This window comes from Colwellia sp. BRX8-7, assembly GCF_014077275.1.
Classification (GTDB): domain Bacteria; phylum Pseudomonadota; class Gammaproteobacteria; order Enterobacterales; family Alteromonadaceae; genus Colwellia_A.
This window is the reverse complement of record NZ_JACGVP010000008.1, coordinates 148,974-174,378: the sequence shown is the minus strand read 5'-3', so window position 1 is coordinate 174,378 and position 25,405 is coordinate 148,974. Positions and strand designations below refer to the sequence as shown.

17 protein-coding genes are annotated in these 25,405 nt (G+C 38.8%); 16 read left to right on the top strand and 1 reads right to left on the bottom strand.

The window, feature by feature from the left end; genetic code table 11:
- Positions 1 to 2 precede the first annotated feature (2 nt).
- From H4J57_RS09935 to H4J57_RS09925, 3 genes are all read left to right on the top strand, one after another.
- On the top strand, positions 3 to 3,122 hold the full coding sequence (locus H4J57_RS09935; RefSeq protein ID WP_182215918.1) for an efflux RND transporter permease subunit: 3,120 nt from the start codon (positions 3 to 5) through the stop codon (positions 3,120 to 3,122).
- Positions 3,123 to 3,288: 166 nt separating this feature from the next.
- Entirely contained in the window at positions 3,289 to 4,929 is a 1,641-nt protein-coding gene (locus tag H4J57_RS09930) for an acetolactate synthase large subunit (RefSeq protein ID WP_404842491.1), read from the top strand.
- 59 nt (positions 4,930 to 4,988) lie between these two features.
- A complete protein-coding gene (locus H4J57_RS09925) occupies positions 4,989 to 6,398 on the top strand; it encodes an aldehyde dehydrogenase family protein (protein ID WP_182242678.1) in 1,410 nt (469 codons plus the stop codon).
- A gap of 126 nt (positions 6,399 to 6,524) precedes the next feature.
- On the opposite strand, the gene H4J57_RS09920 is transcribed toward H4J57_RS09925, so the two are convergent.
- Complete coding sequence (locus H4J57_RS09920; RefSeq protein WP_070376772.1) at positions 6,525 to 7,298, bottom strand: hypothetical protein; 774 nt, start codon at positions 7,296 to 7,298, stop codon at positions 6,525 to 6,527.
- A gap of 407 nt (positions 7,299 to 7,705) precedes the next feature.
- Here H4J57_RS09920 and H4J57_RS20290 point away from each other — a divergent pair, with 407 nt between their 5' ends.
- From H4J57_RS20290 to H4J57_RS09855, 13 genes are all read left to right on the top strand, one after another.
- On the top strand, positions 7,706 to 9,706 hold the full coding sequence (locus H4J57_RS20290; protein WP_182242676.1) for a prolyl oligopeptidase family serine peptidase: 2,001 nt from the start codon (positions 7,706 to 7,708) through the stop codon (positions 9,704 to 9,706).
- 103 nt (positions 9,707 to 9,809) lie between these two features.
- Positions 9,810 to 10,703 carry a DMT family transporter gene (locus H4J57_RS09910; protein ID WP_182242674.1) on the top strand — a complete coding sequence of 298 codons (894 nt, stop codon included), beginning with the start codon at positions 9,810 to 9,812 and terminating at the stop codon, positions 10,701 to 10,703.
- A 639-nt stretch (positions 10,704 to 11,342) separates the two neighbouring features.
- Positions 11,343 to 11,837: a (2Fe-2S)-binding protein gene (locus H4J57_RS09905; protein ID WP_070376774.1), complete on the top strand. Its 495-nt coding sequence runs from the start codon at positions 11,343 to 11,345 to the stop codon at positions 11,835 to 11,837.
- A gap of 6 nt (positions 11,838 to 11,843) precedes the next feature.
- Positions 11,844 to 14,129: a xanthine dehydrogenase family protein molybdopterin-binding subunit gene (locus tag H4J57_RS09900; protein ID WP_182242672.1), complete on the top strand. Its 2,286-nt coding sequence runs from the start codon at positions 11,844 to 11,846 to the stop codon at positions 14,127 to 14,129.
- A 233-nt stretch (positions 14,130 to 14,362) separates the two neighbouring features.
- On the top strand, positions 14,363 to 14,743 hold the full coding sequence (locus tag H4J57_RS09895; protein WP_182215932.1) for a VOC family protein: 381 nt from the start codon (positions 14,363 to 14,365) through the stop codon (positions 14,741 to 14,743).
- Positions 14,744 to 14,880: 137 nt separating this feature from the next.
- Positions 14,881 to 15,291: a PaaI family thioesterase gene (locus H4J57_RS09890; RefSeq protein WP_182242727.1), complete on the top strand. Its 411-nt coding sequence runs from the start codon at positions 14,881 to 14,883 to the stop codon at positions 15,289 to 15,291.
- Between the two features lie 113 nt (positions 15,292 to 15,404).
- On the top strand, positions 15,405 to 15,674 hold the full coding sequence (locus H4J57_RS09885) for a hypothetical protein (RefSeq protein WP_182242670.1): 270 nt from the start codon (positions 15,405 to 15,407) through the stop codon (positions 15,672 to 15,674).
- A 428-nt stretch (positions 15,675 to 16,102) separates the two neighbouring features.
- Positions 16,103 to 17,551, top strand: a complete 1,449-nt coding sequence (locus H4J57_RS09880; protein WP_220470295.1) for an NAD(P)/FAD-dependent oxidoreductase — start codon at positions 16,103 to 16,105, stop codon at positions 17,549 to 17,551.
- Positions 17,552 to 17,605: 54 nt separating this feature from the next.
- The gene (locus H4J57_RS09875) at positions 17,606 to 17,920 is read left to right on the top strand and encodes a DUF4144 family protein (RefSeq protein ID WP_182215936.1); all 315 of its coding nucleotides are present in this window, start codon (positions 17,606 to 17,608) and stop codon (positions 17,918 to 17,920) included.
- A 581-nt stretch (positions 17,921 to 18,501) separates the two neighbouring features.
- Positions 18,502 to 23,586 carry a polymorphic toxin-type HINT domain-containing protein gene (locus H4J57_RS09870; protein WP_182242668.1) on the top strand — a complete coding sequence of 1,695 codons (5,085 nt, stop codon included), beginning with the start codon at positions 18,502 to 18,504 and terminating at the stop codon, positions 23,584 to 23,586.
- Between the two features lie 121 nt (positions 23,587 to 23,707).
- On the top strand, positions 23,708 to 24,460 hold the full coding sequence (locus tag H4J57_RS09865; protein ID WP_182242666.1) for a hypothetical protein: 753 nt from the start codon (positions 23,708 to 23,710) through the stop codon (positions 24,458 to 24,460).
- Positions 24,461 to 24,679: 219 nt separating this feature from the next.
- Entirely contained in the window at positions 24,680 to 24,883 is a 204-nt protein-coding gene (locus H4J57_RS09860; protein ID WP_182242664.1) for a DUF2283 domain-containing protein, read from the top strand.
- A 135-nt stretch (positions 24,884 to 25,018) separates the two neighbouring features.
- Complete coding sequence (locus tag H4J57_RS09855) at positions 25,019 to 25,405, top strand: hypothetical protein (protein ID WP_182242662.1); 387 nt, start codon at positions 25,019 to 25,021, stop codon at positions 25,403 to 25,405.

The window sequence follows — 25,405 nt, the reverse complement described above, 5'->3', positions numbered from 1 at the left end:
TGATGATCACTGCTATTATTCGATGGTCTGTTGGTAATCGATTTTTTGTCTTACTTGCTACATTATTACTGGTGGCTGCTGGTTTATATTCTGTCAGCAAAACGCCTATTGATGCACTACCAGATTTATCTGATGTGCAAGTCATCATAAAAACAAGTTATCCGGGTCAAGCGCCACAAGTTGTTGAAGACCAAGTTACTTATCCCATTACTACAGCGATGTTGTCCGTGCCCGGCGCAGTTACGGTAAGAGGCTATTCATTTTTTGGTGACTCTTATGTTTACGTTATTTTTGATGAAGATACCGATCTTTACTGGGCACGTTCAAGAGTTCTTGAGTATTTAAGTCAAGTTGCCCCAAACTTACCCAGTGATGCTCGCCCTCAATTGGGTCCCGATGCTACAGGCGTGGGCTGGGTATATTTGTATGCCCTAACCGATAAAACTGGTCAACATGATTTAAGCCAATTACGGAGTTTACAAGATTGGTTCTTAAAATTTGAGTTACAAACCGTGCCTGGCGTTTCGGAAGTTTCTGCTATTGGTGGCATGGTTAAACAATATCAAGTACAAATTAACCCAGAAAAACTGCGTGCTTTTGGTATACCTCTCTCTCATATACAACAGGCCATTAAACAAGGTAATCAGGAAATAGGCGCATCAGTTGTTGAGATGGCAGAAGCCGAGTATATGATCAGGACGACAGGTTATATTAAAAGTGTCAGTGATTTAGAAAACATTCCGCTAGGGGTTAACGAGAAGGGAACACCGCTGTTATTAAAAGATGTTGCCGATATAGGCACAGGTCCGCAAATGCGTCGTGGTGTTGCTGAGTTGAACGGCGAAGGTGAAGTTGTTGGTGGTATTGTGGTGATGCGTTTTGGCGAAAACGCACAGCAAGTCATTAATCGTGTTAAAGATAAACTGGAAAAACTCAAAAAAGGTTTGCCCGAAGGCGTTGAGATAGTACCTGTATATGACCGCTCTGCCTTAATTGAACGTGCAGTAGATAATTTAGCCTACAAGTTGCTCGAAGAATTTGGCGTAGTCGCATTAGTGTGTATTATCTTCTTGTTTCATGTTCGCTCTTCTTTAGTGGCAATTATTAGTTTACCGGTAGGTATATTAACCGCTTTTATCATTATGCACTTGCAAGGGCTTAACGCGAATATTATGTCGTTGGGCGGCATTGCTATTGCTATTGGTGCGATGATTGATGGCGCCATTGTCATGATAGAGAATATGCATAAGCATATGGAAAAAACGCCCTTAACAAAAGAAAATCGCTGGCAAATTGTCACAGAATCAGCCAGTGAAGTCGGGCCGGCATTATTTTTTAGCTTATTAATTATTACTGTCAGTTTTGTGCCGGTATTTACTTTAGAAGCACAAGAAGGACGAATGTTTGCTCCACTCGCTTTTACTAAAACCTATGCTATGGCGGCTTCTGCGGCGTTAGCTATTACCTTAGTTCCGGTACTTATGGGCTATTTTATTCGCGGTAAAGTGTTAGCAGAGCATAAAAATCCGGTTAATAGATTTCTGACCTTTATTTATATGCCAGCCTTGAAGAAGGTTTTACATTTTCCAAAAATCACTTTAGTTGCGGCATTAGCTGTGTTGGCTATTGGCATATATCCATTGGATAAAATTGGTAGCGAATTTATTCCACCACTTGATGAAGGTGACTTGATGTATATGCCGACAACCTATCCAGGGATTTCTATTGGTCAAGCTCGTCAACTTCTTCAACAAACCGACAAATTGATTAAAACCGTCCCCGAAGTACAAACCGTGTTTGGTAAAGTTGGTCGAGCTGAAACCGCAACAGATCCTGCGCCACTGACTATGATAGAGACTTTTATTCAGTTAAAACCTCATGACCAATGGCGAGAGGGCGTAACCACAGAGAGCTTAAAGAAAGAACTTGATGCGTTAGTCAAACTACCCGGAGTAACCAACGCTTGGGTTATGCCTATTAAAACGCGTATTGATATGTTGGCAACCGGTATTAAGACACCGGTAGGCATAAAAATAGCGGGGCCACAACTGGACGTTATTCAAGAAATAGGTCAGCAAATAGAAGTCATTTTAGCCGATGTTCCCGGCACAGCGTCCGTTTATTCAGAGCGAGTTGCCGGTGGCCGTTATATTAAAATAGATATCCAGCGAGAAAAAGCTGCTCGTTATGGCCTAAATATCGCAGAAATTCAACAAGTGGTGGCAACGGCTATTGGTGGAATGAATGTTACTAAAACGGTAGAAGGTTTAGAGCGATATCCCGTTAATTTACGCTATCCACAAGATTATCGTGATTCGCCTGAACAATTATCTTCACTGCCCATAGTGACGCCAAACGGACAACGTATTTCGTTAGGTGATGTTGCCAATATCATCGTAGAAAATGGACCTCCGGGCATTAAATCTGAAAATGCCCGACTCAATGGCTGGGCTTTTGTTGATATTGATGGCGTTGATGTCGGAACCTACGTTGAAGCGGCGCAACAAGTGATTGCTGATAAATTAATCTTGCCTGCTGGCTACTCTATTACTTGGGCTGGACAATATGAATATATGCAACGTGCTAAAGCTAAGCTGACTTATGTGGTGCCATTAACTTTATTTATTATTATTATTTTACTCTATCTGAATTTTAGGAACGTTATTGAAGTGGCGATGATTATGGGAACTTTACCCTTTGCGATGGTAGGAAGCATTTGGTTAATGTACTTAGAAGGCTTTAACTTCTCAGTTGCTGTTGGCGTTGGTTTTATTGCGTTAGCCGGTGTTGCTGTAGAGATTGGGGTTATTATGTTGGTGTACCTCAATCAGGCTTACCAATCTATGCTAAGTGAACACCGCTTAGAAGGTATCATCACTAAAAAAGAAGATGTACTACAGGCTGTTTTACATGGCGCTGGGATGCGTGTTCGTCCTGTTATGATGACTGCTGCTGCTATTATTGTTGGTTTACTCCCTATTTTATATGGCACAGGCACGGGCTCTGAAGTGATGAGTCGTATTGCCGCACCTATGGTTGGCGGTATGTTGAGCGCGGTTATTTTAACATTACTGGTTTTACCAACGCTGTTTTATTTATGGCGGTCGTCATCGATAAAATAGTGGCGATAAAAATAGATTAGCAATCACCCTAATATTCATCGAGGTTATGGCGTTTTAAAATAGCGCACGTACTTTTAAGTCTCTTTGATGGTAGGGTAGTTGGGTAAAGTTTTATAAAGCATTGTGTACAAACTAATGAGGGAAAACTATGAACGAAAATGACAAAATAAAAGCATCCGATTTATTTGTGCAAGCATTAGAAGCCGAAGGGGTCGATCATATCTTTGCTGTTCCCGGCGAAGAAAACCTCGATATGCTCGAGTCCCTTCGCAAGTCGTCGATAAAATTAGTGTTAACTCGCCATGAACAAGGCGCAGGATTTATGGCGGCAACTTATGGACGCTTGACTAATAAAGCGGGCGTTTGTTTGGCAACATTAGGCCCAGGAGCAACAAATTTAGCTACACCTGCGGCCTATGCTCACTTAGGTGGCATGCCCTTAATTATGATCACCGGACAAAAACCAATTAAGAAATCTAAGCAGGGCCAGTTCCAAATTATTGATGTAGTTGGCTTGTTTGACCCCATTTGCAAAATGTCTAAACAAATTGTCCATGGCAATACGATTCCGTCATTAGTGCGTGAAGCTTTCCGTCTCAGTGAAGAAGAGCGCCCCGGTGCTGTATTATTAGAGTTGCCTGAAGACATTGCTGCTGAAGATTGTACGGCAGGGATTATGACACCCCATAAACGTCATTATGCAGGTCCTAATGAGGTGGCACTCGAGGAAGCGGTTACGTTAATAAAGGCCGCTAAAATGCCGTTAATACTTATTGGAGCGGGCGCGAATCGTCAAAATGTTCGAGAGGCAATGTGTGACCTTGTTCACACAACACGTATTCCCTTTTTTGACACTCAAATGGGAAAAGGCGTTGTTGATGAACGCTCAAGTCTCTTTTTAGGCACTGCAGCGTTATCATCGGGTGATTATTTACATTGTGCGATTGAACGTGCAGATTTAATTATTAATATTGGACATGATGTTATTGAAAAACCGCCGTTTTTTATGGAGCAAGGGGGTAAAAAAGTTATTCATGTTAACTATAAATCTGCGAAAGTTGATCAAGTATATTTTCCTCAATCAGAAATTATTGGTGATCTCGCGGCGTCTGTGACTGCTTTAAAAGATAAGTTAGCAGGAGAAGTAAAGTTTGATAGAAGTTATTTTGATAAGGTAAAACTCGCCATAGATGAGCATCTTGAAGAAGGAGCTGACGATAATCGCTTTCCTATTATTCCTCAGCGCTTTGTTGCAGACATTCGAAAAGTCATGGGTGAAAAAGATATCATCGCCTTAGATAACGGTATGTACAAACTTTGGTTTGCCCGTAATTATAAAGCATATCAACCTAATACGGTATTACTCGATAATGCCCTCGCTACAATGGGCGCTGGTTTGCCATCAGGTATGATGGCAGCAATGTTAAACCCTGACCGACGTGTGATGGCAATATGCGGGGATGGCGGTTTTATGATGAATTCACAAGAATTAGAAACAGCAATTCGTTTAGGCTTGAACCTAGTGATCACCGTGTTAAATGATAACTCTTATGGAATGATCCGTTGGAAGCAAGCCAGCTCTGGCTTTGCAGATTGGGGCTTGGAATTTAATAACCCTGATTTTGTTAAATACGCAGAAAGTTACGGGGCAACCGGGCACAGAGTTACCTCTGCTGAAGATATCATTGCTACCTATGAAAAAGCATTCTCAGCGGGAGGTGTTCATCTAGTTGAACTTCCCGTTGATTACTCTGAGAATCAAAGGGTATTGATTGATGAATTGGCAGCAAAGGTTTGTTTAATATAAACCTTTTATTATAATATCGCTTGTCAGCAAGCATTTTTTAACTTAATAAAGAGCAGATTATGGCCGACTTAGACAAAAATAGTACCGCTGAAACACTCGATGTGGTTAACCCTTATGACCAAACTTATGTAGGATCAGTTCCAACGGTAACGTGGGATAAAATTGATGAATATTTAGAGACTGCCCAGCAACTCTTCAAAGATCGTAAGCAATGGCTACCTGCCTTTAAGCGGATAAGTATTCTTAAAAAAGCGGCGGTGCTAATCTCACAACGAGCTGATGAATTAGCGTTACTCATCGCAAGTGAAGGCGGAAAGCCGCTGGTCGATGCTCGTGTAGAAGTTACTCGAGCTATCGATGGTGTAGAGCTTTGCGCAAAAGAAATATCGGCATTAACAGGTAAGCAAATACCGATGGATTTAACTGAAGCTGGAGCGGGGCGAATTGCTTTCACCAGCAAAGAGCCTATCGGAGTTGTGGTTGCTGTTTCAGCCTTTAATCACCCATTAAATTTAATTGTTCATCAAGTGGCTCCTGCGATAGCTGCAGGTTGTCCGGTGTTAGTTAAACCGGCTCGAGATACACCATTATCTTGTCAGGCATTCGTTGATATTATGCACGAAGCGGGATTACCACCTCAGTGGTGTCGCTTTATTACGTGCGAGACATCAACGTCTGAAAGAATGATCACCGACCCTCGCGTCGCCTTTTTTAGTTTTATTGGATCAGCCAAAATTGGTTGGATGTTACGTTCTAAATTAGCGCCAGGAACACGCTGTGCATTAGAGCATGGTGGCGTTGCCCCGGTTATTATCGAAGAAAGTGCCGATATTGCAGCAATGATCCCGAGCTTGCTTAAAGGTGGTTTTTATCATTCAGGGCAAGTATGTGTTTCTGTACAACGTATTTTTGCGCCTCGAAATAAAGCTCAAGCCATTGCAAAAATGCTAGCTGATGGCGCTGAAAAGCTCGTTGTCGGTAACGCTATTGATGAAACAACCGAATGTGGGCCATTAATTCGTCCCAAAGAAGTCGATCGTGTTGAAGAGTGGGTTAATGAAGCCGTGGCTGGTGGCGCAACACTTGTTACCGGCGGTAAACGCTTGGGTGATACTACTTATGCGCCAACAGTACTGCTTGAACCGCCAGTCGATGCAAAAGTTTCTAACATGGAAGTTTTTGGTCCAGTCATTTGTGTTTATGGCTATGATGACATTGACCAGGCTATTGATCAGGCTAATTCACTAGACTATGCTTTTCAGGCATCGGTGTTTACCAAAAATCTTGATGTTGCGATGAAGGCGATACAGGAATTAGACGCTACAGCTGTAATGGTCAACGACCATACTGCATTTAGGGTTGATTGGATGCCTTTCGCTGGGCGAAAAAGTTCAGGATATAATACCGGAGGCATAGCTTACACTATGCATGATATGTCTCAGGATAAGATGGCCGTTATTAAGCTCTAATACAGTGAGCTTTAATATAGTGAAATAAATAGTCTTTATAAAATAAAAGCGTCTTTAGTTGTTACCAAAGACGCTTTTTTATTCGCTCTATACGCACTTTCATTCGGCGCCTAGTCATCAAATACCTTACATCGATAAATCTTCACGTAATATGTAAATGTTATAAGAAATTTCATCAAAGTGTGATGACCATCTTTGCAGTACTTTTTTAGCTTTTTTTGGGCTATCTAAATGTTTAGCTAGTAATTTACTAAACTTAATATCTGGTGGCGCCATAGCTCCATAAGTCATGTAAGGAATAGCCAGACTCATTTCAAGTGTGCCATTGACTCTGTCATACCATAACCAATTATATGGCCAATTTTCTTTTTTAGCCGCATCACTGATTATTTTCTTATCTTTTTCTAAAGCTTCGCTGTGTCCTAACTTCAGCTGATAGGTATTAACACCGATATATTTATAAGTAACATCTGCTGGCCAATGACTGTTGTTTAGATCATTTTCAGCGCGGTGGTGTTCATAATGAGAAATATATTTGCTGACATTTTTACGCCAGTTTTCAGAGGCTTTCGCTTGAATGTTCCACTGACGGTAATCATCAAGCTCTGACCAAGTATTGCAACAAGACCGAACGATGTAAGCATCCATATTTGCCCCCATATCAGCTTGATAAACAGACCAGCTTCGTGGGTCTTTCATTAATTTTCGATAGGCAATGTGGTCTATAAACGCTTGTTCAAAATTAGCTATTTGTCCTGGTTTTGGTACAAATAACCACACATTAGCAATGTTTTTTACTGATTTTTCTTCTGCACTTACCGGTACTGACACCCAACCTAACATTAAGAACAAGGTTAATAGTACAAAATAAAATAATATTACTTTTAGATTTTTAGTCATGTTGGCTTCCTTTATATGATTGTTCATCCATGACAACCGCCAACAACTAAATGGAATATGGAAGAGTAATAATAATACAAAGTAGTCGTATTATTATTTGAGTTGGTTCATCAAAAGTGTAGGTGAAAAATTAAATAAAAGCCATTTATTGAGGCATGTTCATGCAATAATTTTGTGCTTTAACCGTTTGAGTTACTGTTACTTGGCTTGTCGGTAAAGCCAGAAAATTTTCTGCTATTTATTACCTCACCGTTTTATCCAAGCAAGCGTTAGGGATGCTTAATAAAAACTCATTTTATTATAATAAGTTAGCTATAAAGGCTATGGTAAAACTGTCGAATAAATATTGCCCTTTATTAAAACGCAAGGATATAATAAACAGAAATATAATAATAAAAGGATGTTCTGTGTATCCCCAAACAAAAAAAATACTGACCTTAGTTTTCATGTTTTTCAGTTACTGTTCCATGGCTATCGCGTTGGAAAATAACAATATAGAAAACAAACTAGCGGTAAAAAACCTCGATATTAATACACTCTTTGAGGAAGACGATTACCGTGATGTTAGTTTATCTCCTGATGGTAAACATCTTGCTTTGATCCAAGATCAAAAAGGGACGCCTGTTCTTATCATCGTTGCTGTTGATACGATGAAAGCGATTAATCAAATTTCCTTTGCCAATAAAGACAGTGTCGGTCAATACCGATGGGCAAATAATGAAAGATTACTGGTTTTTCTTGCCAGTAAAAAAAGAAATCAAGAGAGGAAGGGCTACTATGGTGAAATTTATAGCATCAATATAGATGAAGATGAAGGTGACTTTATTTTTGGTGTCCGTTCACTTGTTCGTCGAGGAAAAATAAAAAAAGGCACTAAAGACCACGATTACGAAAAACATTTGGCGCATCCTGAAATAATCAGCATGTTAAAGGATGACCCCGAACATATCATTATTTCAACGTCACAATATAATGATAAAGGTATGTGGGTTTTTAAGTTAAATATATATGAGGGTCAAATAGAAACGTTAGCAAAAATTGAAGACAGCAAGGCAAACCATCAAACGACTCAGCTAGATTACTTCGATGAAAGCCAAGAGTTATGGCTTAGCAGCAACACGGAAGATGATGATATTACTATCGCGCGTTATGATTTTGATGATGAGTCTTGGTTGTACTATAAACCTAAAAATGCAAGCGCTAGCTTATCTATTATCAGTACTTATAAAGATCAAAAGCAACTAGTGGTAAGTGATTATTGTGGTAACGATACTATTTCTATTTGTTTATTTAATCCAAAAACTGAGCAATTATCGACGTTATATACCGTGGATGGTTATGATACCAAATGGCTTTACTTAGATAATCAAGGTAGACCTTTTGCCGTCTCTTACTTTGACGAGTACCCGCAATATAAAATTTTAGATAAAAAGCATCCTATGGCTGAAAAACTTTCGGACTTCTTAGGACAATTTGCCGGTTATCACATTAACGTTAGCTGGGATAAGACATTTGAGACCAAAGCCTTAATCTCTCTTTCGAGCGACATTCAACCGACCTTATGGTATTTATTTGACCGTGAAACAAATAAGTTGAGTTACGTTGCACATAGCAAGAAGGGTATTGATACTAAAAAATTACATCCGCAATACTCGTTTAAATTTAACGCGAGAGATAACACCCCCATCCAAGGATATATAACCTTACCAACAAAAACGACTACTGCCGCAGTACCTGCTGTTGTTTTAGTTCACGGTGGCCCACATGCTCGAGATTATTGGGGATTTAATCCAGAAGTTCAATTATTAGCTTCGAGAGGCTATGCAGTTGTTCAGGTTAACTATCGTGGTTCAACAGGTTTAGGTTGGAAATTTGAAGCCGCAGGTTTTGGCCAATGGGGAGATAAAATTCAGTATGACATTTTAGATGGCATCAATTATTTGGTCGACAAAAAATACATAGATAAAAGCCGTCTCTGCATCATGGGCGCAAGTTTTGGCGGTTATAGTGCTATTCAAAGCAGCATTATTGAACCTGATCTGTTTAAGTGTACTATTGCTCGGTCAGGGGTTTATGACTTGCCATTATTGGTTGATCACGAAGAGCCTGAGGTAGCGAAAGTATTAATTAAAAGAGTCGGTCTAGAAAACATCCAAAAAGCCCATTCACCGATTCATAAGATTAATTTATTAAAAGCACCCGTTTTATTAGTACATGGCACCAAGGATGACAGAACACCTTTAGAGCAAGCAGAAGTATTACTTAAGCAATTAAAGAAGCATAACAAGTCGTACGAATGGTTTGAAATTGAAAATGAAGGGCATAATTTTTATAAGTCTGACAACCGAATTATATATCATGAAAAAGTGCTTCAATTTCTAAACAAACATAATCCGGTTACTTTATAATAGCTGCTCCCTTGTGCACAATGGTATAAGGGAGATTTACTGGCTAATTGCAGCCAAGATATTACCTAAGTCAGTAATCTAGTGTTTTTAAGTGGGATTTTTTTTGAACATCAATTTTATAAAAATTATTGCGAGTACTATTTTTGCCCTTTTAGCGTTTGCGGCAAACTCTGTGCTATGTAGGTTAGCATTAGGTGATAATGCCATTGACGCAAGCAGTTTTACGATTATACGGCTTCTTTCGGGCATTATTATATTAATTATTGTGCTGCAACTAACACGTAAATCAAATGAAATAAAACCTAAATCTAAAGGCAGTTGGTTGGCGGCAGGTATGCTCTTTATTTATGCTATCGCTTTTTCATTTGGCTATATCTCATTAGATACAGGAACAGGCGCACTGATTTTATTTGGCGCAGTACAAATAACGATGATTATGGCGAGTGTAATTTCAGGTAATAAACTTCATTTTACTGAATGGGTAGGACTCATTATTGCATTTTCTGGCTTTGTTTATTTAATCGTGCCGAGCCTAGTAACACCATCATTTAAAGGCTTTATACTTATGGCTGTTTCAGGTGTTGCTTGGGGACTTTATACCCTTGCTGGCAGAACATCTAAAAATCCACTTAGTGATACCGCCTATAATTTTATGAGAACATCTCCTTTTATTTTAATACTGATAATTTTTGGACTTAATGATGCTCATATAACACCAATGGGGATATTACTTGCGGTATTGTCTGGTGGTATAGCTTCAGGCATAGGCTATTTTGTTTGGTATATAGCGCTGCGGGGACTCTCTGTTACACAAGCCGCTGTTGTGCAGTTGTTTGTACCTGTTATTGCTGCTGCAGGCGGAATAGTGTTTGCCAATGAACTGATTACATTACGTTTGGTTGAGTCATCCGCTTTAGTGCTTGGTGGCATTTTAACGGTGATCTTAGGTCGATACTATTTTGTTCAGTTAGCAGCAAAGAAGCCACCCTTCACTTAATGCATGTTTTTAATCAGCACTCAGCTGACTATTATTGAAAAGTTAGCGTCTTAGCTTAACATTAATGCACATCGCCATTGATAATCGTTTAACCGCCTCATTCATACAACCGATAATCCCAAGGGTTAAGTGGGATTGATCCACATCACTGTACAGCATCGCACGAAAGCTCAATAGTACCGAAATAGCCCAATAGTACAGTTATAGGGTTCGATCGTATGCGACATTCTTAAACTAAGTGACTACAATAATAGTAATTTTGTACTATTTTACCTTTTTGGTGATAGCGGTCCCGTCGAAAACAGCGCTAATTCTGATGGCGAACGCTTAGCTTAGTTTAATATTTTCCCTTAATGAGGAAAAATAAACCTAAGGTGCTAACCTATGAAGGTAGTAATAAATATTATTGCTCAAACTTTTGATTTTTTAGGCATAAGTTAACTATAAATAAACGCATCATTATATAATTATCAATAAGTTGTTCAAAGTTTATCTTAAGGTAGAAGTTTGCGCTGTTGAAAATAATTCAATCTGTTAATACAGAGATAATCAGAAATAAAAATCAGCTACTTTAATAAGTGGTGTACTTAATAAATAGATGAGTTGATAATTTTTTAGCTCAGTTTTGGAGAGAAAGTTATGATTGCATTCAAGTTAAATGGGAAAAATGTTTCCTCTACTGCAGAGGAAGACACGCCTTTATTATGGGTTATCCGTGATGAATTTGGTTTTAAAGGCACAAAATTTGGCTGTGGTATTGGAATGTGTGGTGCTTGTACTGTACATATCGATGGTGCGGCGATCAGAACCTGCTCTTTTCCATTAATAGCCGCCGCAAATAAAAATATCACCACGATTGAAGGTTTAGACAACAATCATCCATTGCAGCAAACCTGGATCGATGAACAAGTACCTCAGTGCGGCTACTGTCAATCTGGACAAATTATGCAGGCCGCAACTTTGCTAGCCAGTAATACTTCGCCAAGTGACCAAGAAATTGTTGATCATATGAGCGGCAATTTATGTCGTTGTATGGCCTATATCCGTATTCAAAGCGCCATTAAAAGTGCTGCAGATGTTATGTCAGCCGATGTACAAACGTTTGATCCACGCTCTTCAACCCAACAATCATAAAGGCGTATGACAATGCAAAATATTAAAGATGCAAAAAACAATGTCAGCTTATCTCGCCGTCGTTTTTTAGTTGGTACGGTCAGTAGTACATTATTAATGGCTTTCGCCCCCCTAGCTAGCGCCGCCAATATCGGGCAAAGCCCACAAGAAACTCTGAAAAATAAATTATTTTCGCCAACTGTATGGTTTGAAATTAACCCACAGGGCGATGTGAACATTAATATTGCTAAGGCAGAAATGGGGCAGCATATTGGTACGGCACTCGCACGTGTTGTGGCGGATGAGTTAGGCGCAGATTGGTCTAAAGTCTCTATTACTCATGTAGACACTGATCCTAAATGGGGTTATATGGTCACGGGCGGTTCTTGGTCAGTATTTCAAACGTTTAAGCCACTTTCTCAGGCTGGGGCAGCCGGTCGTATTGCGCTAATAGAAGCCGCGGCAAAAATATTGAATTGCCCAGCAGAGCAATGTCGTGTTGAAAATGGTGCAGTAATTTATCAAGAACAATCGTTAAGTTTTGGTGAAATTGTCACTCAGGGCACCTTTAATCGTGTCTTTACACCAAAAGAAATTGATGCCTTACCCTTAAAACCAGCCAGTAAAAGAACATTAGTCGGCAAGCCTAGTTTAGCCCTCGATATTCCCGATAAAACCAATGGCTCGGCGGTTTATGGTATTGATGTTGAGTTGGAAGGGATGGTTTATGCTCGACCTATTGTTCCACCAACACGTTATGGCACTAAGGTCACCAATGTTGATGATAGTGCGGCTAAAAAGGTTAAAGGTTATCTTGGCTATCATATTTTGCAAGACCCAAGTGAAAACATTCAGGGCTGGGTGAGTGTCGAGGCTGATACTTATTACGGCGCGATTAAAGCCGGCGATGCGTTAAAAGTAAGCTATCAAGCGGGTAAAACAGCCAAAGTTAGCGAGCAAGATATTATTAAAGAAGGTGAGCGTTTAGTTGCTGATGAAAACGAAGGTGGGTTGTTTATTAATGACGGCGACTTTTCAGCGGCGAGTGCCAAAGCAGATAAATCTATTAATGCTGTTTACCGCACGCATACCGCGTTACATTTTGCTTTAGAGCCAGTTAACGCAACGGTAGAAGAAAAAAATGGTATGTGGCACGTTTATACCGGTAATCAATGGCAGTCGTTAACTTTGCCAGCGATCGCTAAAGCGCTACAAGTTTCAGATGAAAATGTTGTTATGCATCAGCAATACTTAGGCGGTGGCTTTGGTCGTCGTTTATTTGGCGATTATGCGATTCCAGCTGTATTAACGGCTAAAGCCATTGGCAAACCGGTAAAAATGGTCTTTACCCGAGAAGATGACTCTAGATTTGACCAACCAAGATCGCCTTCGGTTGTTTCGTTTCAAGCGTTATTTGATCAAAAAAATAAATTTACTGGCATGCAACACGCACTTGCTGCGGGTTGGCCAACCTTATCAATGGCGCCAGGGTTTATGCCTGAAAGTCTAGATAAAAAAATTCGTGTCGATATGTTTTCCACCAGTGGTGCAGATCATTGGTACAGCATGGAAAACCATCGTGTGCGCGTGGCTAACAATAGCCTAGCACAACAAACAATGTTGCCTGGTTGGTTAAGATCCGTAGGGCAGGGTTGGATTGTTTGGGGATTAGAATCATTTATTGATGAAATAGCGCATCAAAGTAAAATGGATCCTATTGATTTTCGTTTATCCATGCTTGATGGTTTAGGAAAGCAAGCGGGTAAAGCACCAGAAAGTGTTGGTGGTGCTAAGCGTTTAGCTCACGTATTAACTAGACTAAAAGAAAAGACCGCCAATGTTAAGTTAGGAAAAAACGAAGCGATTGGTGTTGCGATAAGTGCGGGACAAGAACGTTCCATGCCGGCTTGGATGGCTTGTGCCGCTCAAGTACATGTCGAACCTAGCTCTGGCAAAATCACGGTTAAGAAATTGACTATGATTGCTGATGCCGGCGTTATTATTCATCCTGATGGCGCTTTAGCTCAAGTACAAGGGTCAATGCTATGGGGAACAAGCTTAGCATTACACGAACAAAGCCCGATAGAAAATGGTCAAGTAAGTAATCTTAACTTAAATACCTACACTCCATTAAGAATGAATGATGTGCCTGAGCTTGATATCGAATTTGTTGAAAGCGAAGAGTTTCCTGTTGGCTTAGGTGAGCCTGGTGTTGTTTCAATAGCGCCCGCTATCGCCAATGCTATTTTTCAGATAACAGGAGTTAGAGTACGAGATTTACCTATTAAGTCAGCGGCGTTAGTAAGTACATAAAATATTATTAGTTTTTTGTATCGCTAATATGGCCAATAAGAAAGATGGCTATAGGTAATAATAACAAAGCCTTTTGTGTCGATAATACGTCACTAAAGGCTTTTTATATAAGTCAGTAAAAGATAAGGTAGTACTTAATTGTCTTATTAAATTGGCTAACTAAAAAATGAATATTATAGCCGAGAAGTTCATTGGCCTTTAATGGCCTGATTAATATTAATAGGGAGAAAAAAATGTTTAGTCATATAATGATTGGCGCAAATGATGTCGCACAATCAAAGGTTTTTTATGATGCCATTCTTGGTGCCATGGGCCACGAGCCTGGTGTAATTGACGCCAAAGGTCGTTGTTTTTATTTTACCAAAAACGGAGTTTTTGCACTAAGTAAGCCGATAGATGGTAAGCCTGCTAGTCATGGTAATGGCTCTACTATTGGTTTCGCAGCTGATAGTACCGCTATTGCTGATGCATGGCACGCAGCGGGTGTTGCTAATGGTGGTCGTGCGTGTGAAGACCTTCCGGGTGTAAGAGATGGAACGATAGGTAAGATTTATCTCGCTTATTTACGTGATCCCTCAGATAACAAAATTTGTGCGCTTCATCGAATCGTTTAAAGATAATTGTTAATTTTTACTACCATAATAATTTACAAAATAAGGGCAAAACAGCTTGCAGCATTTCCGAAGTAGTGTCTTTTAGACATCTTACAGTCAGTATTTTTTGCCTTTAATTTAGTGTTTTTTGGAGAACTATCTTGGCGACTAAGCAAGAAGTAACAGACTTTATGAGAACAGAGTTTCCACAGGCCAAGTGCATTGTTGAAGCTGTTGGAGAACAATCAGCAACAATAAGGCATACCGTAGGTTTTGATGAATTAAGGCCAGGTGGAACTGTATCTGGCCCCGTGTTAATGACCGTTGCCGATTGTGCTCTATATGTGGCTATTCTTGGTGAAATAGGCATCGTTTCTCTTGCTGTGACCACCAGCCTAACCATTAACTTTCTGAGAAAACCCTCTTCAAGCAAAGATATTATTGGTAAATGTACCTTACTAAAAATAGGGAAGTCACTCATTGTTGGAGAGGTATCTTTATACTCCGAAGGTGATGTAAACCCTTTAGCACATGTTGTTGGAACTTATTCAATACCTAAAGCAAGATAAATTAAATAAGTCTATAAAGAAGCAGGGATAATTATCGTTCGAGCCTCATTTTGTATTACACTATTATCAACAATGACGTGTTACTTGACCTTCTGTTATGTCTTTAGGAACTTATGAAAAAAAATTCTATCCCACAGTTTATCGGTGTCATCATTAGTTTTGTTGCTATTTGGTTAGTTAATGATTTCTTTTTGGTTGATCAATGCTTAGATAATGGTGGTAGCTTCAATTACAGCAAAGGTGAATGTGTATTAGTTAATGGTGAAATACAAGCATCTGATTTAGGGAAGTACTTAATCGCCATCTATTTTTTTATGGGCTTATTAATTGCGTTGTCGGTCTCAATACTCATTCAAAAAATATGTAAAACTGAGCAAGAATAAACACTATCGACTGCTAATTTAATCGGCTATTAATTACTCTACCATTGGCGTTGGTACTATACATGCTGAGCTGAACGCTAAAATAAAGGTAACATATTATTCGATTACAAGTCGCTACGTTAAGTGGCGTATTTATCGAATATCGAATCTATATATTCACTGTTTTTTCGCTATAGCGTTAATGTTTTCATCAAATGAATGTCTTCTTGATAAAAAGCAGTCTAAAATCCTAGCCCATCAGTTTTTCTTGCAAAATTATGGCTAAATAATTACTGCTATTATTAATTGCAACGATATAGTAAGCCATTAAATTGTTATAGCCTTAGTGAAATGTACCGTTTTGCATTTAACCCTAACATGAGTTGTTAACAAGATTTTTCCGCAAAAGTGAAGTTAAAATCAGGTCAAATAAACAGGAACTTATAAAGTTGAACAACGAAGAAATTAATTGGACCATTTGTCAGCAGTGCCAAGGCCTTGGTCAAAAAAATAAAAGACCACGCAAAAAAATGCGACTTCAGTATCAGCGTCAGTTGGATGAATTTGAACAAAAACAAAGCGAAGGTACACCTCCAGTTCGTCCTAAGGGACATTTATTTGATTGTTTAAATTGCAATGGAACTGGCCTTGTTCAGGCGACAAATATTACCATCGCAGATAAAGAAAACTACCCGCACATTGCTATTATTGGCGGCGGTATCGGCGGTGTTGCACTAGCAGTTGCTTGTTTGCACCGCGGTATTCCTTTTACACTTTATGAAAGAGACAGTGGCTTTGATACTCGCTCTCAGGGTTACGGACTGACATTACAACAAGCCAGTAGAGCGATAGCAGGGCTTGGCATTTCTGTGTTAACCCAAGGCGTTATTTCAACTAGGCATGTTGTTCATACCACCACGGGTAAAGTTATTGGTGAATGGGGGATCAGAAAGTGGCACCCCTCTGCGGTGAAATCGTCGGTTAAACGCACCAATGTTCATATCGCTCGCCAATCTTTGCGTTTAGCTTTACTTAAGCAACTCGTCGGTGACAACCAAGTAAAATGGTGTCACCAATTAGTAGATTATAAGGAGTCGCTGGCGGGAGGTGTTGATTTGAGTTTTCAGGTCGAAGGTGAATTGAAAAGCGCCAAGGCCGATCTTGTTGTTGGCGCTGATGGTATTCGCAGTTCAGTGCGAAAATTGCTGATAGCTGATGATAAAACACCTCTACGTTACTTAGACTGTATTGTTATTTTGGGTATTTGTCCTTTGGCGGCACTCGAAGGACTTAAAAGTTCACTGCTGGACTCAGCGACTGTTTTTCAAACGGCGAATGGTAATGAACGTATTTATATGATGCCTTATGCGTCTGACTCTGTGATGTGGCAGCTGAGTTTTCCGATGCCTGAAGCGGAAGCTAAGGCATTAAGCGCTAAAGGTCCTCAGGCATTAAAAGACGAAGCGTGTCGAAGAACTCAGTGGCATGACCCTATACCGCAAGTTTTAGCTGCTACCTTGGTGGCTCAAGTTTCTGGTTATCCCGTGTATGACCGGCCATTACTCGAAGCAGAATTATTGCAGCAAGGGCAACAATCGACGCTCATTGGTGATGCGGCTCACCCGATGAGCCCATTCAAAGGACAGGGAGCAAATCAAGCGCTTCTCGATGCGTTGTCGCTTGCACGAGGCATATCGATAGGATGTCGGCCATTATCTCAATGGCGAGATGCTGGCATAAGGGAAAGTGTACTCAATGAGTTTGAAGCAGAAATGCTAGCGCGCAGTGCCTCTAAAGTGAAAGATTCTGCAGAAGCGGCAAAGTTTCTACATACCGACACTGTACTTCATGAAGGTGATGAACCCAGGGGCCGTTGCCTTCAAAGAGATGGCTTGTAAGTAAACCTTGACTGAGCAGGCTTGTTTTTTCCGTTATATTTATAGAGAGTTTTTATGATCTGTTGGCCATGTGTTTTAAAGTTAGAAGGCGAAGATGAGCTTACATATTTAGCCTCTGCGCTAGATTTTATTTCAGAATGTCAGGATTTAATTCTTAGCGATGAGGATTATGTTATAGATTCTATGGGTGTTTGCTATTTAATAGAATGTGTATCACAACAACGAGTGCTAGTTAAAACAGGGCGAACAGTCATTATAGCGGAAGTTTTAGATTTGATCCGTGCTCATGAGTTTAGTAAGGCGGAGCTTTGTCTCACTAAAATATATTTTTTAACAGTAGCAGATGCTATTAATTCACTACGCTATTAAATCAAAGTGAACAGCTAATGAGTGGTACAACTGCAGAAAGCCTATCTATTAGGGTTAATTAGCGATTATGTTTTATATAAAACATAATAAATGCCTATCATTACGCGCTATCATTTATTTAATAGCATCATCATTTTGTTAATTAACTCATGATATCAAACACGTAAAATTATTTTATAAATACGCCTTTTATAAAACTTTATACACAGCCATAACTTTATTTCTTTTCTCTCATTAATGTCTACGCATAAATTGCTTTAGCGATATTTAGCAACTATATTTATTGTATGTTTACGTTATATTAACTTTCAATTTACTTTTTTGTATGGGTAATGTACAGATCTTAATATCCATACAACAAGTAAACAAAAAGTTATGCGAATATTTCATTATTTGAAATTGGAAGACTTAAGCATTTACAGCTTTAAATAAAATGAAATAATCTTTTAACCAGCGTTCGAAAAAGTAGATTAGTTTGGGTGTACCTGGTTAATTTATTGGCTGTCTTTTAACTTTTATTTATAAGTTATTAAAATAAGTAACTGAATATTATTGTAATTATTAATAGATAAGGGATTTCTATGAGATATTTAACGATAGCATTAATTTTACCTATAATGGCATTTGCTAAACAAATTTCATTCAATGAAGCAATGACTACGGAAATTACTTCAGCAATTGTTAGCCAAAACTTACCAACAACGTACAAGTCATCAACAAAAATGTCTGCTTTAGCTCCTCCTAGCGGTGGTGATCCCGGAGACGAACCTGGTGGTGGAGATGCTTATGGTATTGCCAATGAAGATATCTTAGCGCGTATGTCTGTAAAAGATTCTGTTACGCCTTATACAACCGACTTACTCGGCGAGCATATTGACCTTAACTCTGGCACGATTGGATTTAGCCATACTGATTTGGTGGCTAAAGGGATTGGCCCCGACATTGTCATAGCTCGAAAGTTCTATCCTGAAGCTGCCGGTTTAACTGCTTATAATTCAGCTTTTTTTGATGATTGGTTACTTGAAATTCCCGCGATTCATACCACACTACTTTTTAATGGTTCTCGGTATTCAGGTTCATGGGGAATAGGCAAAGAATGCTCTGGTTCCTTAAACCCTGGCGGAATTTCTGATCATGGTAACGTGTTTGAATCTCATGAATACTGGAACGGTGACTCTCTTATTTTACCGGGTCGGCAAGAGAAGTTAGTTGAAAAAAACGGTAGAAAAACAAAATCTAATTGGAAGTTCGATTGTTTTACTCGTTCAGGTGGCAATGGCGAAGGCTTTATCGGTCACTCACCCGATGGGCTTAAGTACACTTTCGACAAAATGAGATTAATATCCTCTAAGGGTATTTATCGAGATTATAAAGTTACTTCTCGGTATCAAGCCTTTATGTTGGCTTCAAAAGTAGAAGATCGTTTCGGTAATTGGATTCAGTATAATTATTCTGGTAACAAGCTAACTTCAATAACGTCCAGTGATGGCAGAACAGTTTTTATGACTTATGGAACGGGATCCCATCTAAATCATATTACTAAAGTTTCTTATAACGGACGTCATTGGACATATTCATATGGGAGTACTGAAGGGCTAGATTCTGTTACCCGACCTGATGGTAAAAGCTGGGTTTTTGATTTAAGCCCATATAGAAATGCTAAACCAACTGTTGGTACCAGGAACGGTGACAAAATGGATGATTGTGCATACACCATAAATTATACACCAAAAAATAGTACTGCAAGTATCACACACCCTGATGGTGTAACTGGCACATTTCAATTTGAAGGAAAAGTTCAAGGAAGAAGTAACACGCTTGTAACCACTACCAGTAATAACGGCCCCTATATACAGCCACAATGTTACGCAACCATGTCTATTATTGAAAAAGTGTTAGACGGACCGGGAATGTCCAAGATGACATGGAATTATGATTACTCTGAAAACACAGGTTTTGCCGCTAATGAAAATATCCAAAGTAGTATGTTATTAAAGGGTACATTACCGAGCAATATCAATAATAAAGATTATAAATGGACACAAGTAATAGCTCCAGATAACAGTCGAACAAAATATTATCATAACCGTGATTACTCCAGTTACTTAGACGGTAGCTTAGTCGCTGTAGAAGAATTTGATACAAACGGCGCTATGCTACTCCAAACAAAGAAAACATTTACTCGTCAAAATATTGGTAATGTGGGATTTGAGTTAAGCAGTGGTGTTGCTCATTCAAACAGAGCGTTAATTGCTTCTGAAGTAAAAGAATACTATAGAGTAGGTGGTAAAGATGTTTTTACTCACCTAACCACCTCATATGATATTTATGGTAACCCAACGCAGGCACACCAATACAATGATGCTAATGGTAACAAACATAAATATATTCAAACCACCTATAATAATGATCCAACATACTGGCTAATTGGTCGGCCATATCAAACAAAGGTCTTTAACGGTACTATTTATGAAGAAGTAGCAAAAACGACTTATCACTCCGCTGCGGGGATCTACAAGTCACAACTCGCTAACCAATACTCTTTTGGTCGTTGGCATACCAATTACACCTATTTATCAAATGGATTACCTAATAAAATAACAAGAAATGCCAATAATCAGTGGGTAAAATATTCAAATTATTATCGTGGAATTCCTAGAACTATTCAGACGCCTAAGAGCCGCAGTACAGTTTCTCAATATGGTTATCGAATAGTCAATGCCAATGCTCAGGTTACTCGAGTAACGGATTTTGAAGGTAACTGTGAAAACTACAGCTATAACACTTTAGGGCGGTTAACCTTAATAGACCCTTGTGACGAAGAATGGTCAAATACCAATATTTCATATTCACAGTCATCAGGTGGTATTGGCGTTCCAGGAACAGTTTCAGATATGACGGTTCAAACGGTTAGTCAAGGTGATTACCGTAAACAGACTTTTTATGATGGACTGTTGAGGCCGTTGGCCGTAAAAGAGTGGGATAACGGCGATAGTAGTAATACAACAAGGTATGTAAGAACAAACTTTAACTACTTAAATAAACCAACTTTTCAAAGTCAGCAGACAAGTTCTGCGTCTACTTATTATGGTGTTAATTACAGCTATGATGGATTAGGGCGTCCAAAGGCGGTTAATAACAATGCCATTTCAGGTCAAATATCTTATCGATATTTGGTTAATGACAAAGTAGAAGTTAATGATAATAAGGGCAATGTTACCACAACCACTTATTTGTCGTATGCATCCCCAAGTCAATCAATGCCTATTTTAATTAGCTCACCCGCTGATGTTAGTACAAGTATGGCCTACAATATCTACGGTAATGTTAGCAGTGTTAGCCAAGGCGGAGAGCATGAATACCGCGTTTATGATGATTATCAAAAGCTTTGTAAAGTTGTTAGAGAGGATGTTGGCCCGAGAGCTTATTCATTTGATAGTGTCGGACAGTTAAGCTGGAAAGCTTATGGAACGTCAATTAGCACTAGCACCACCTCGTGCGATAGTTTAGTAAGTAGTTCAAATAAAACGAATTACTTCTATGGGTACAGAGGAAATACTATTTCTGAGACATATGAGGATGATAGAGCAAACAAAAGCTTTTATTATGATAGAAATGGTCAGTTAATTACCCTTAATACGGGCAGTGTTGCTAGTCATTATTCATACAATAGTCTAGGGGGATTGGCCTCTGAAAGCTTATCTATAGACGGGAATACCTTCACCTTAACTTATCAAACGGATAATTTAGGTAATAAAAGTTCAATCACTTATCCCAGCGGGCAAGTGATGAATGTCAAGCATAATGCGTTAAGTCAACAATTGCGAGTGGGTAATTACGCAACAAATGCTAAGTATCATGCATTAGGTGCTATTAAGTCTCATAATTATGGCAATGGGTTTATGTATTCTGCTACGCTAAACAGTGCTGGCTTACTTGCTTCAACCTATGATGCAAGAAGTGGCACTTATGCGATAAAACAAGCCATGACCTACGACTCAAATAATAATTTGACGTTCTGGGATGACCAAAAAAACAATGCCTATGACTTAAAAGCAACCTATGACGGGCTTGATAGGTTAAACCTGATCACCGATAGTTACTCGGGTACAGGAGATGTTAATTACGACACCAAAGGTAATATTACCTACTATAAAATAGGTTCTAAATCGATTGGGTATGCTTATGACAGCTTAAACCGTTTAAATTACACCACAGGAAGTAAATCATATAACTTTCTTTACGACAGTAGAGGGAATGTCACTTCAAATGGTCATGATAGCTTTTCGTATAATGTTGCCGGTCAAATGAACGAAGCAAGTGGCAATACTTATGTTTATGATGGCCATAACCGAAGAGTGAAAACAAACGATGGTTCAGGCTTAAGTTATTCGATGTACAGCTTATCTGGTCAGCTAATGTTTAGAAAAGTTGGTGGTGTTAACAAAGATTACTACCGTTTAGGTGGTAAATTAGTCGCTACAAAAAATGCTAGTGTAGAATTCATTCATACTAACTATTTAGGCAGCCCCGCTGCATTTAGTAACTTAGCGGGAGTGATTATAAAAACTCTACACTATCAACCTTTTGGTGAAACGATTGGAACACAAAGTGACGATGTAGGTTATACCGGACATAAGTTCGATACTGATATTGGCCTAAGTTATATGCAGGCACGATACTATGATCCAGTGATTGGGCGGTTTTACAGTAATGATCCTGTTGGCTATACGGCTTCTAACCCTGTGATGTCGTTCAACCGCTATTTGTATGTGAATAATAATCCTTATAAATATACTGATCCGAATGGTGAATTTCTTAATTTTGTTGTGAGTTTTGTAGTTAATGTTGCTGTTGAATCAGCTATTCAATATGCCACAACTGGTACGGTGGATGTCGGTTCTGCAATAGGAGACGCAGCGATTGGAATGGTAAATCCTGCAAAGGCATTACAAAGAATTAAGAAGGTCGCGGGGTTAGTTAAGTCTTCCGGTAAAGCATGTTGTTTTGTTGCAGGCACTCAAGTTCTTACTGAAGGCGGTTACAAGAATATTGAAGATATTAAGCTTGGGGAAAAACTTTGGGCTAAAAATGTCGAAACTGGTGAACAAGATTGGAAACCTATTACAAAAATCTTTAATGAACCGGATCGTGGTATCTATGAGATTAACCTCAAAGGAAACGATGGTTTTGAGCAGAAAATAGAAGCTACAGATGATCACCCATTTTTCGTTGTTGGTGCGGGTTGGAAAACAACTATTGAACTGAAAGTTGGTGACCAAATCGAGACTGATGGGAATGTTCCAATGCAGGTAGTAAGTGTGATTGATGAGAAGCGCGAAGCTTTAACATACAACTTCACCGTAGCTGATTTCCATACCTATTATGTAACTAAGAAAAACGTCCTTGTACATAATTGTGGTATAGAAATGAAAGGAGACAAGCATGGTAATAGGACGACAGATGGAACTATGGATGATGTAGCAGATCAAGTGGCTGATATTCAATCAGCAGCTGAAAGGGCTTGTGCGACGTGTAAGTTAAAGGAAAGTATAGCCGGTCGTACTCATGCAATGAAAAAGGAGCCTCGTAAAAATACTCTTGATTATGTGAAGCACAAGAAACATAGAGCCAATGAAGAAAAATTATTGAAAAAAATAGAGTGACATTAAACTATTTTATTGACACTCTGACTTAAAATAACCTCTCAATTAAGCTTGACAAAAGAACAAGGTTGAGAGGTTGTTTTATAGTCAATACTGTATCTGTTTTAGGGAATGAGGTTTTATGCAAGAACTTGAAAAATATATTAAAAATCGTAATGATATTTTTAAAAAGCTACTATATGATTTTTTGGCTGGAAAGTATGATATTGAAGCCTATATTGAAGGCATAGAAGACCCTGAATTAGACAATAAACTTGACGATTGTGCAGATGCAAGTATAGAGTTGCACAATCATCTACCTACAATAGAAGATTTAATTCCTCTTTTAACCTCCCAGTCTGAAACTTGTAATATAACCGCGTTATTTATAGCAGCTCAAGAGACTACTAAATTGTATCCTATATTTGATTATATTTTTGATCATTTAACATCACCATATGTAGACAACCGTAAGGAAGCTTGCCGTTGTTTTGGCATATCAACTACCAAGCCTGAGCATTTTATTGCACTTTTTGAATGCTTAGATGACCCGGAAGAGCGTGTTCGAGATAGCGCTATTACAGCAATGATGGAAATAAATAATCATCAAGCATGTAAGATTTTTGATTATGTAAAAGATAATGTCGCATTATCTGAAATAAAAAGAGGGGTATCTTTATTTGCGGGAGACCATAAAAACATGGTGAATTTCGATGTGCTAAAAGAAGTTATGCTAACGGAGTCGAGAAAAGTTAAATTATTTGCTTATGGATTAGCTGTTTGTAAGTTCGCCAATAGACCATGTTATAAAGAACACCTAGCTGAGTTAGTTTCTTTATCTTCAGAGCCTCACATTGTTGAACATTACGAGATCAATAATGTGAGGCATGACTAGTTATCAAATAAAAATGAACCAATAGGTCAGATTGTTTGATTTGAAATCAATCCTATAACTAAGCCCCGCAAGGGGCTTTATTTTTGGCTGCTTTTGAAGCCAAAGGGATTGAAAGATAACCTCTCAACTTGCCGACTAGAAGGATTGCACTCGCGGGCTTTTGGTTGTTTTCAAAGAAAATGTTATTGTCTTTGCATTAAAGTATGAACAAAGGAAGTTATGAAAAATTTAATTGAGCTTAAGTTAGGTGACGATAATGAAGTTGGTTATGTATATTTGCCCGAACACCCTCGAAACACTGATTCTAAATGTGTAAATAAAACGGTGGATATTCGGGACTTGATTAACGATTATAAAGGCCCAGATCTACTTTTTGACTTCGATGAAAGTGATACTTTGATTGGTATTGAAATACTTGGATAGGCAAGTATTTATAATGTTGGAAGGCTTTTAAATATGACCCACTTTGCTGAAGCTGATTATTGAAAGGAGTGCGACTTCATCAAGTGGAGTAAAAGCATCTTTTCTAATTCAAGCACATCCATAAGTGATGTTAGAGTGTTGTGTGAATTAGGGCTACCAGAATGGGCTGCCCCGAATATTAATTTTGATATGTATGACATACATAATGGTATATTGAAAATTGGTGAGGATAGAGACGATAGGGATATGCTTTTAAACCTAAACTCACTGAATATATCGATATCAGACAATCAGCTATTAGTTAATACTTCCCCTCACAAGTTGAGAGAATCATTAAAGTTATACGCCATCATGGTTGAAAATGCTATCGCGAGTGATGAAGAAGCGTTTGTTGAGAATCGTGTTTCTCAGCAATTAGTGGACGAACTAAAAGATGGGTTGAAAAAACTTGATCCCGAATGCTTAAGTGGTAAATCTTTTTGGATTGACGAAATCAAACGATTGAAAAAACAAGCTTGTTAA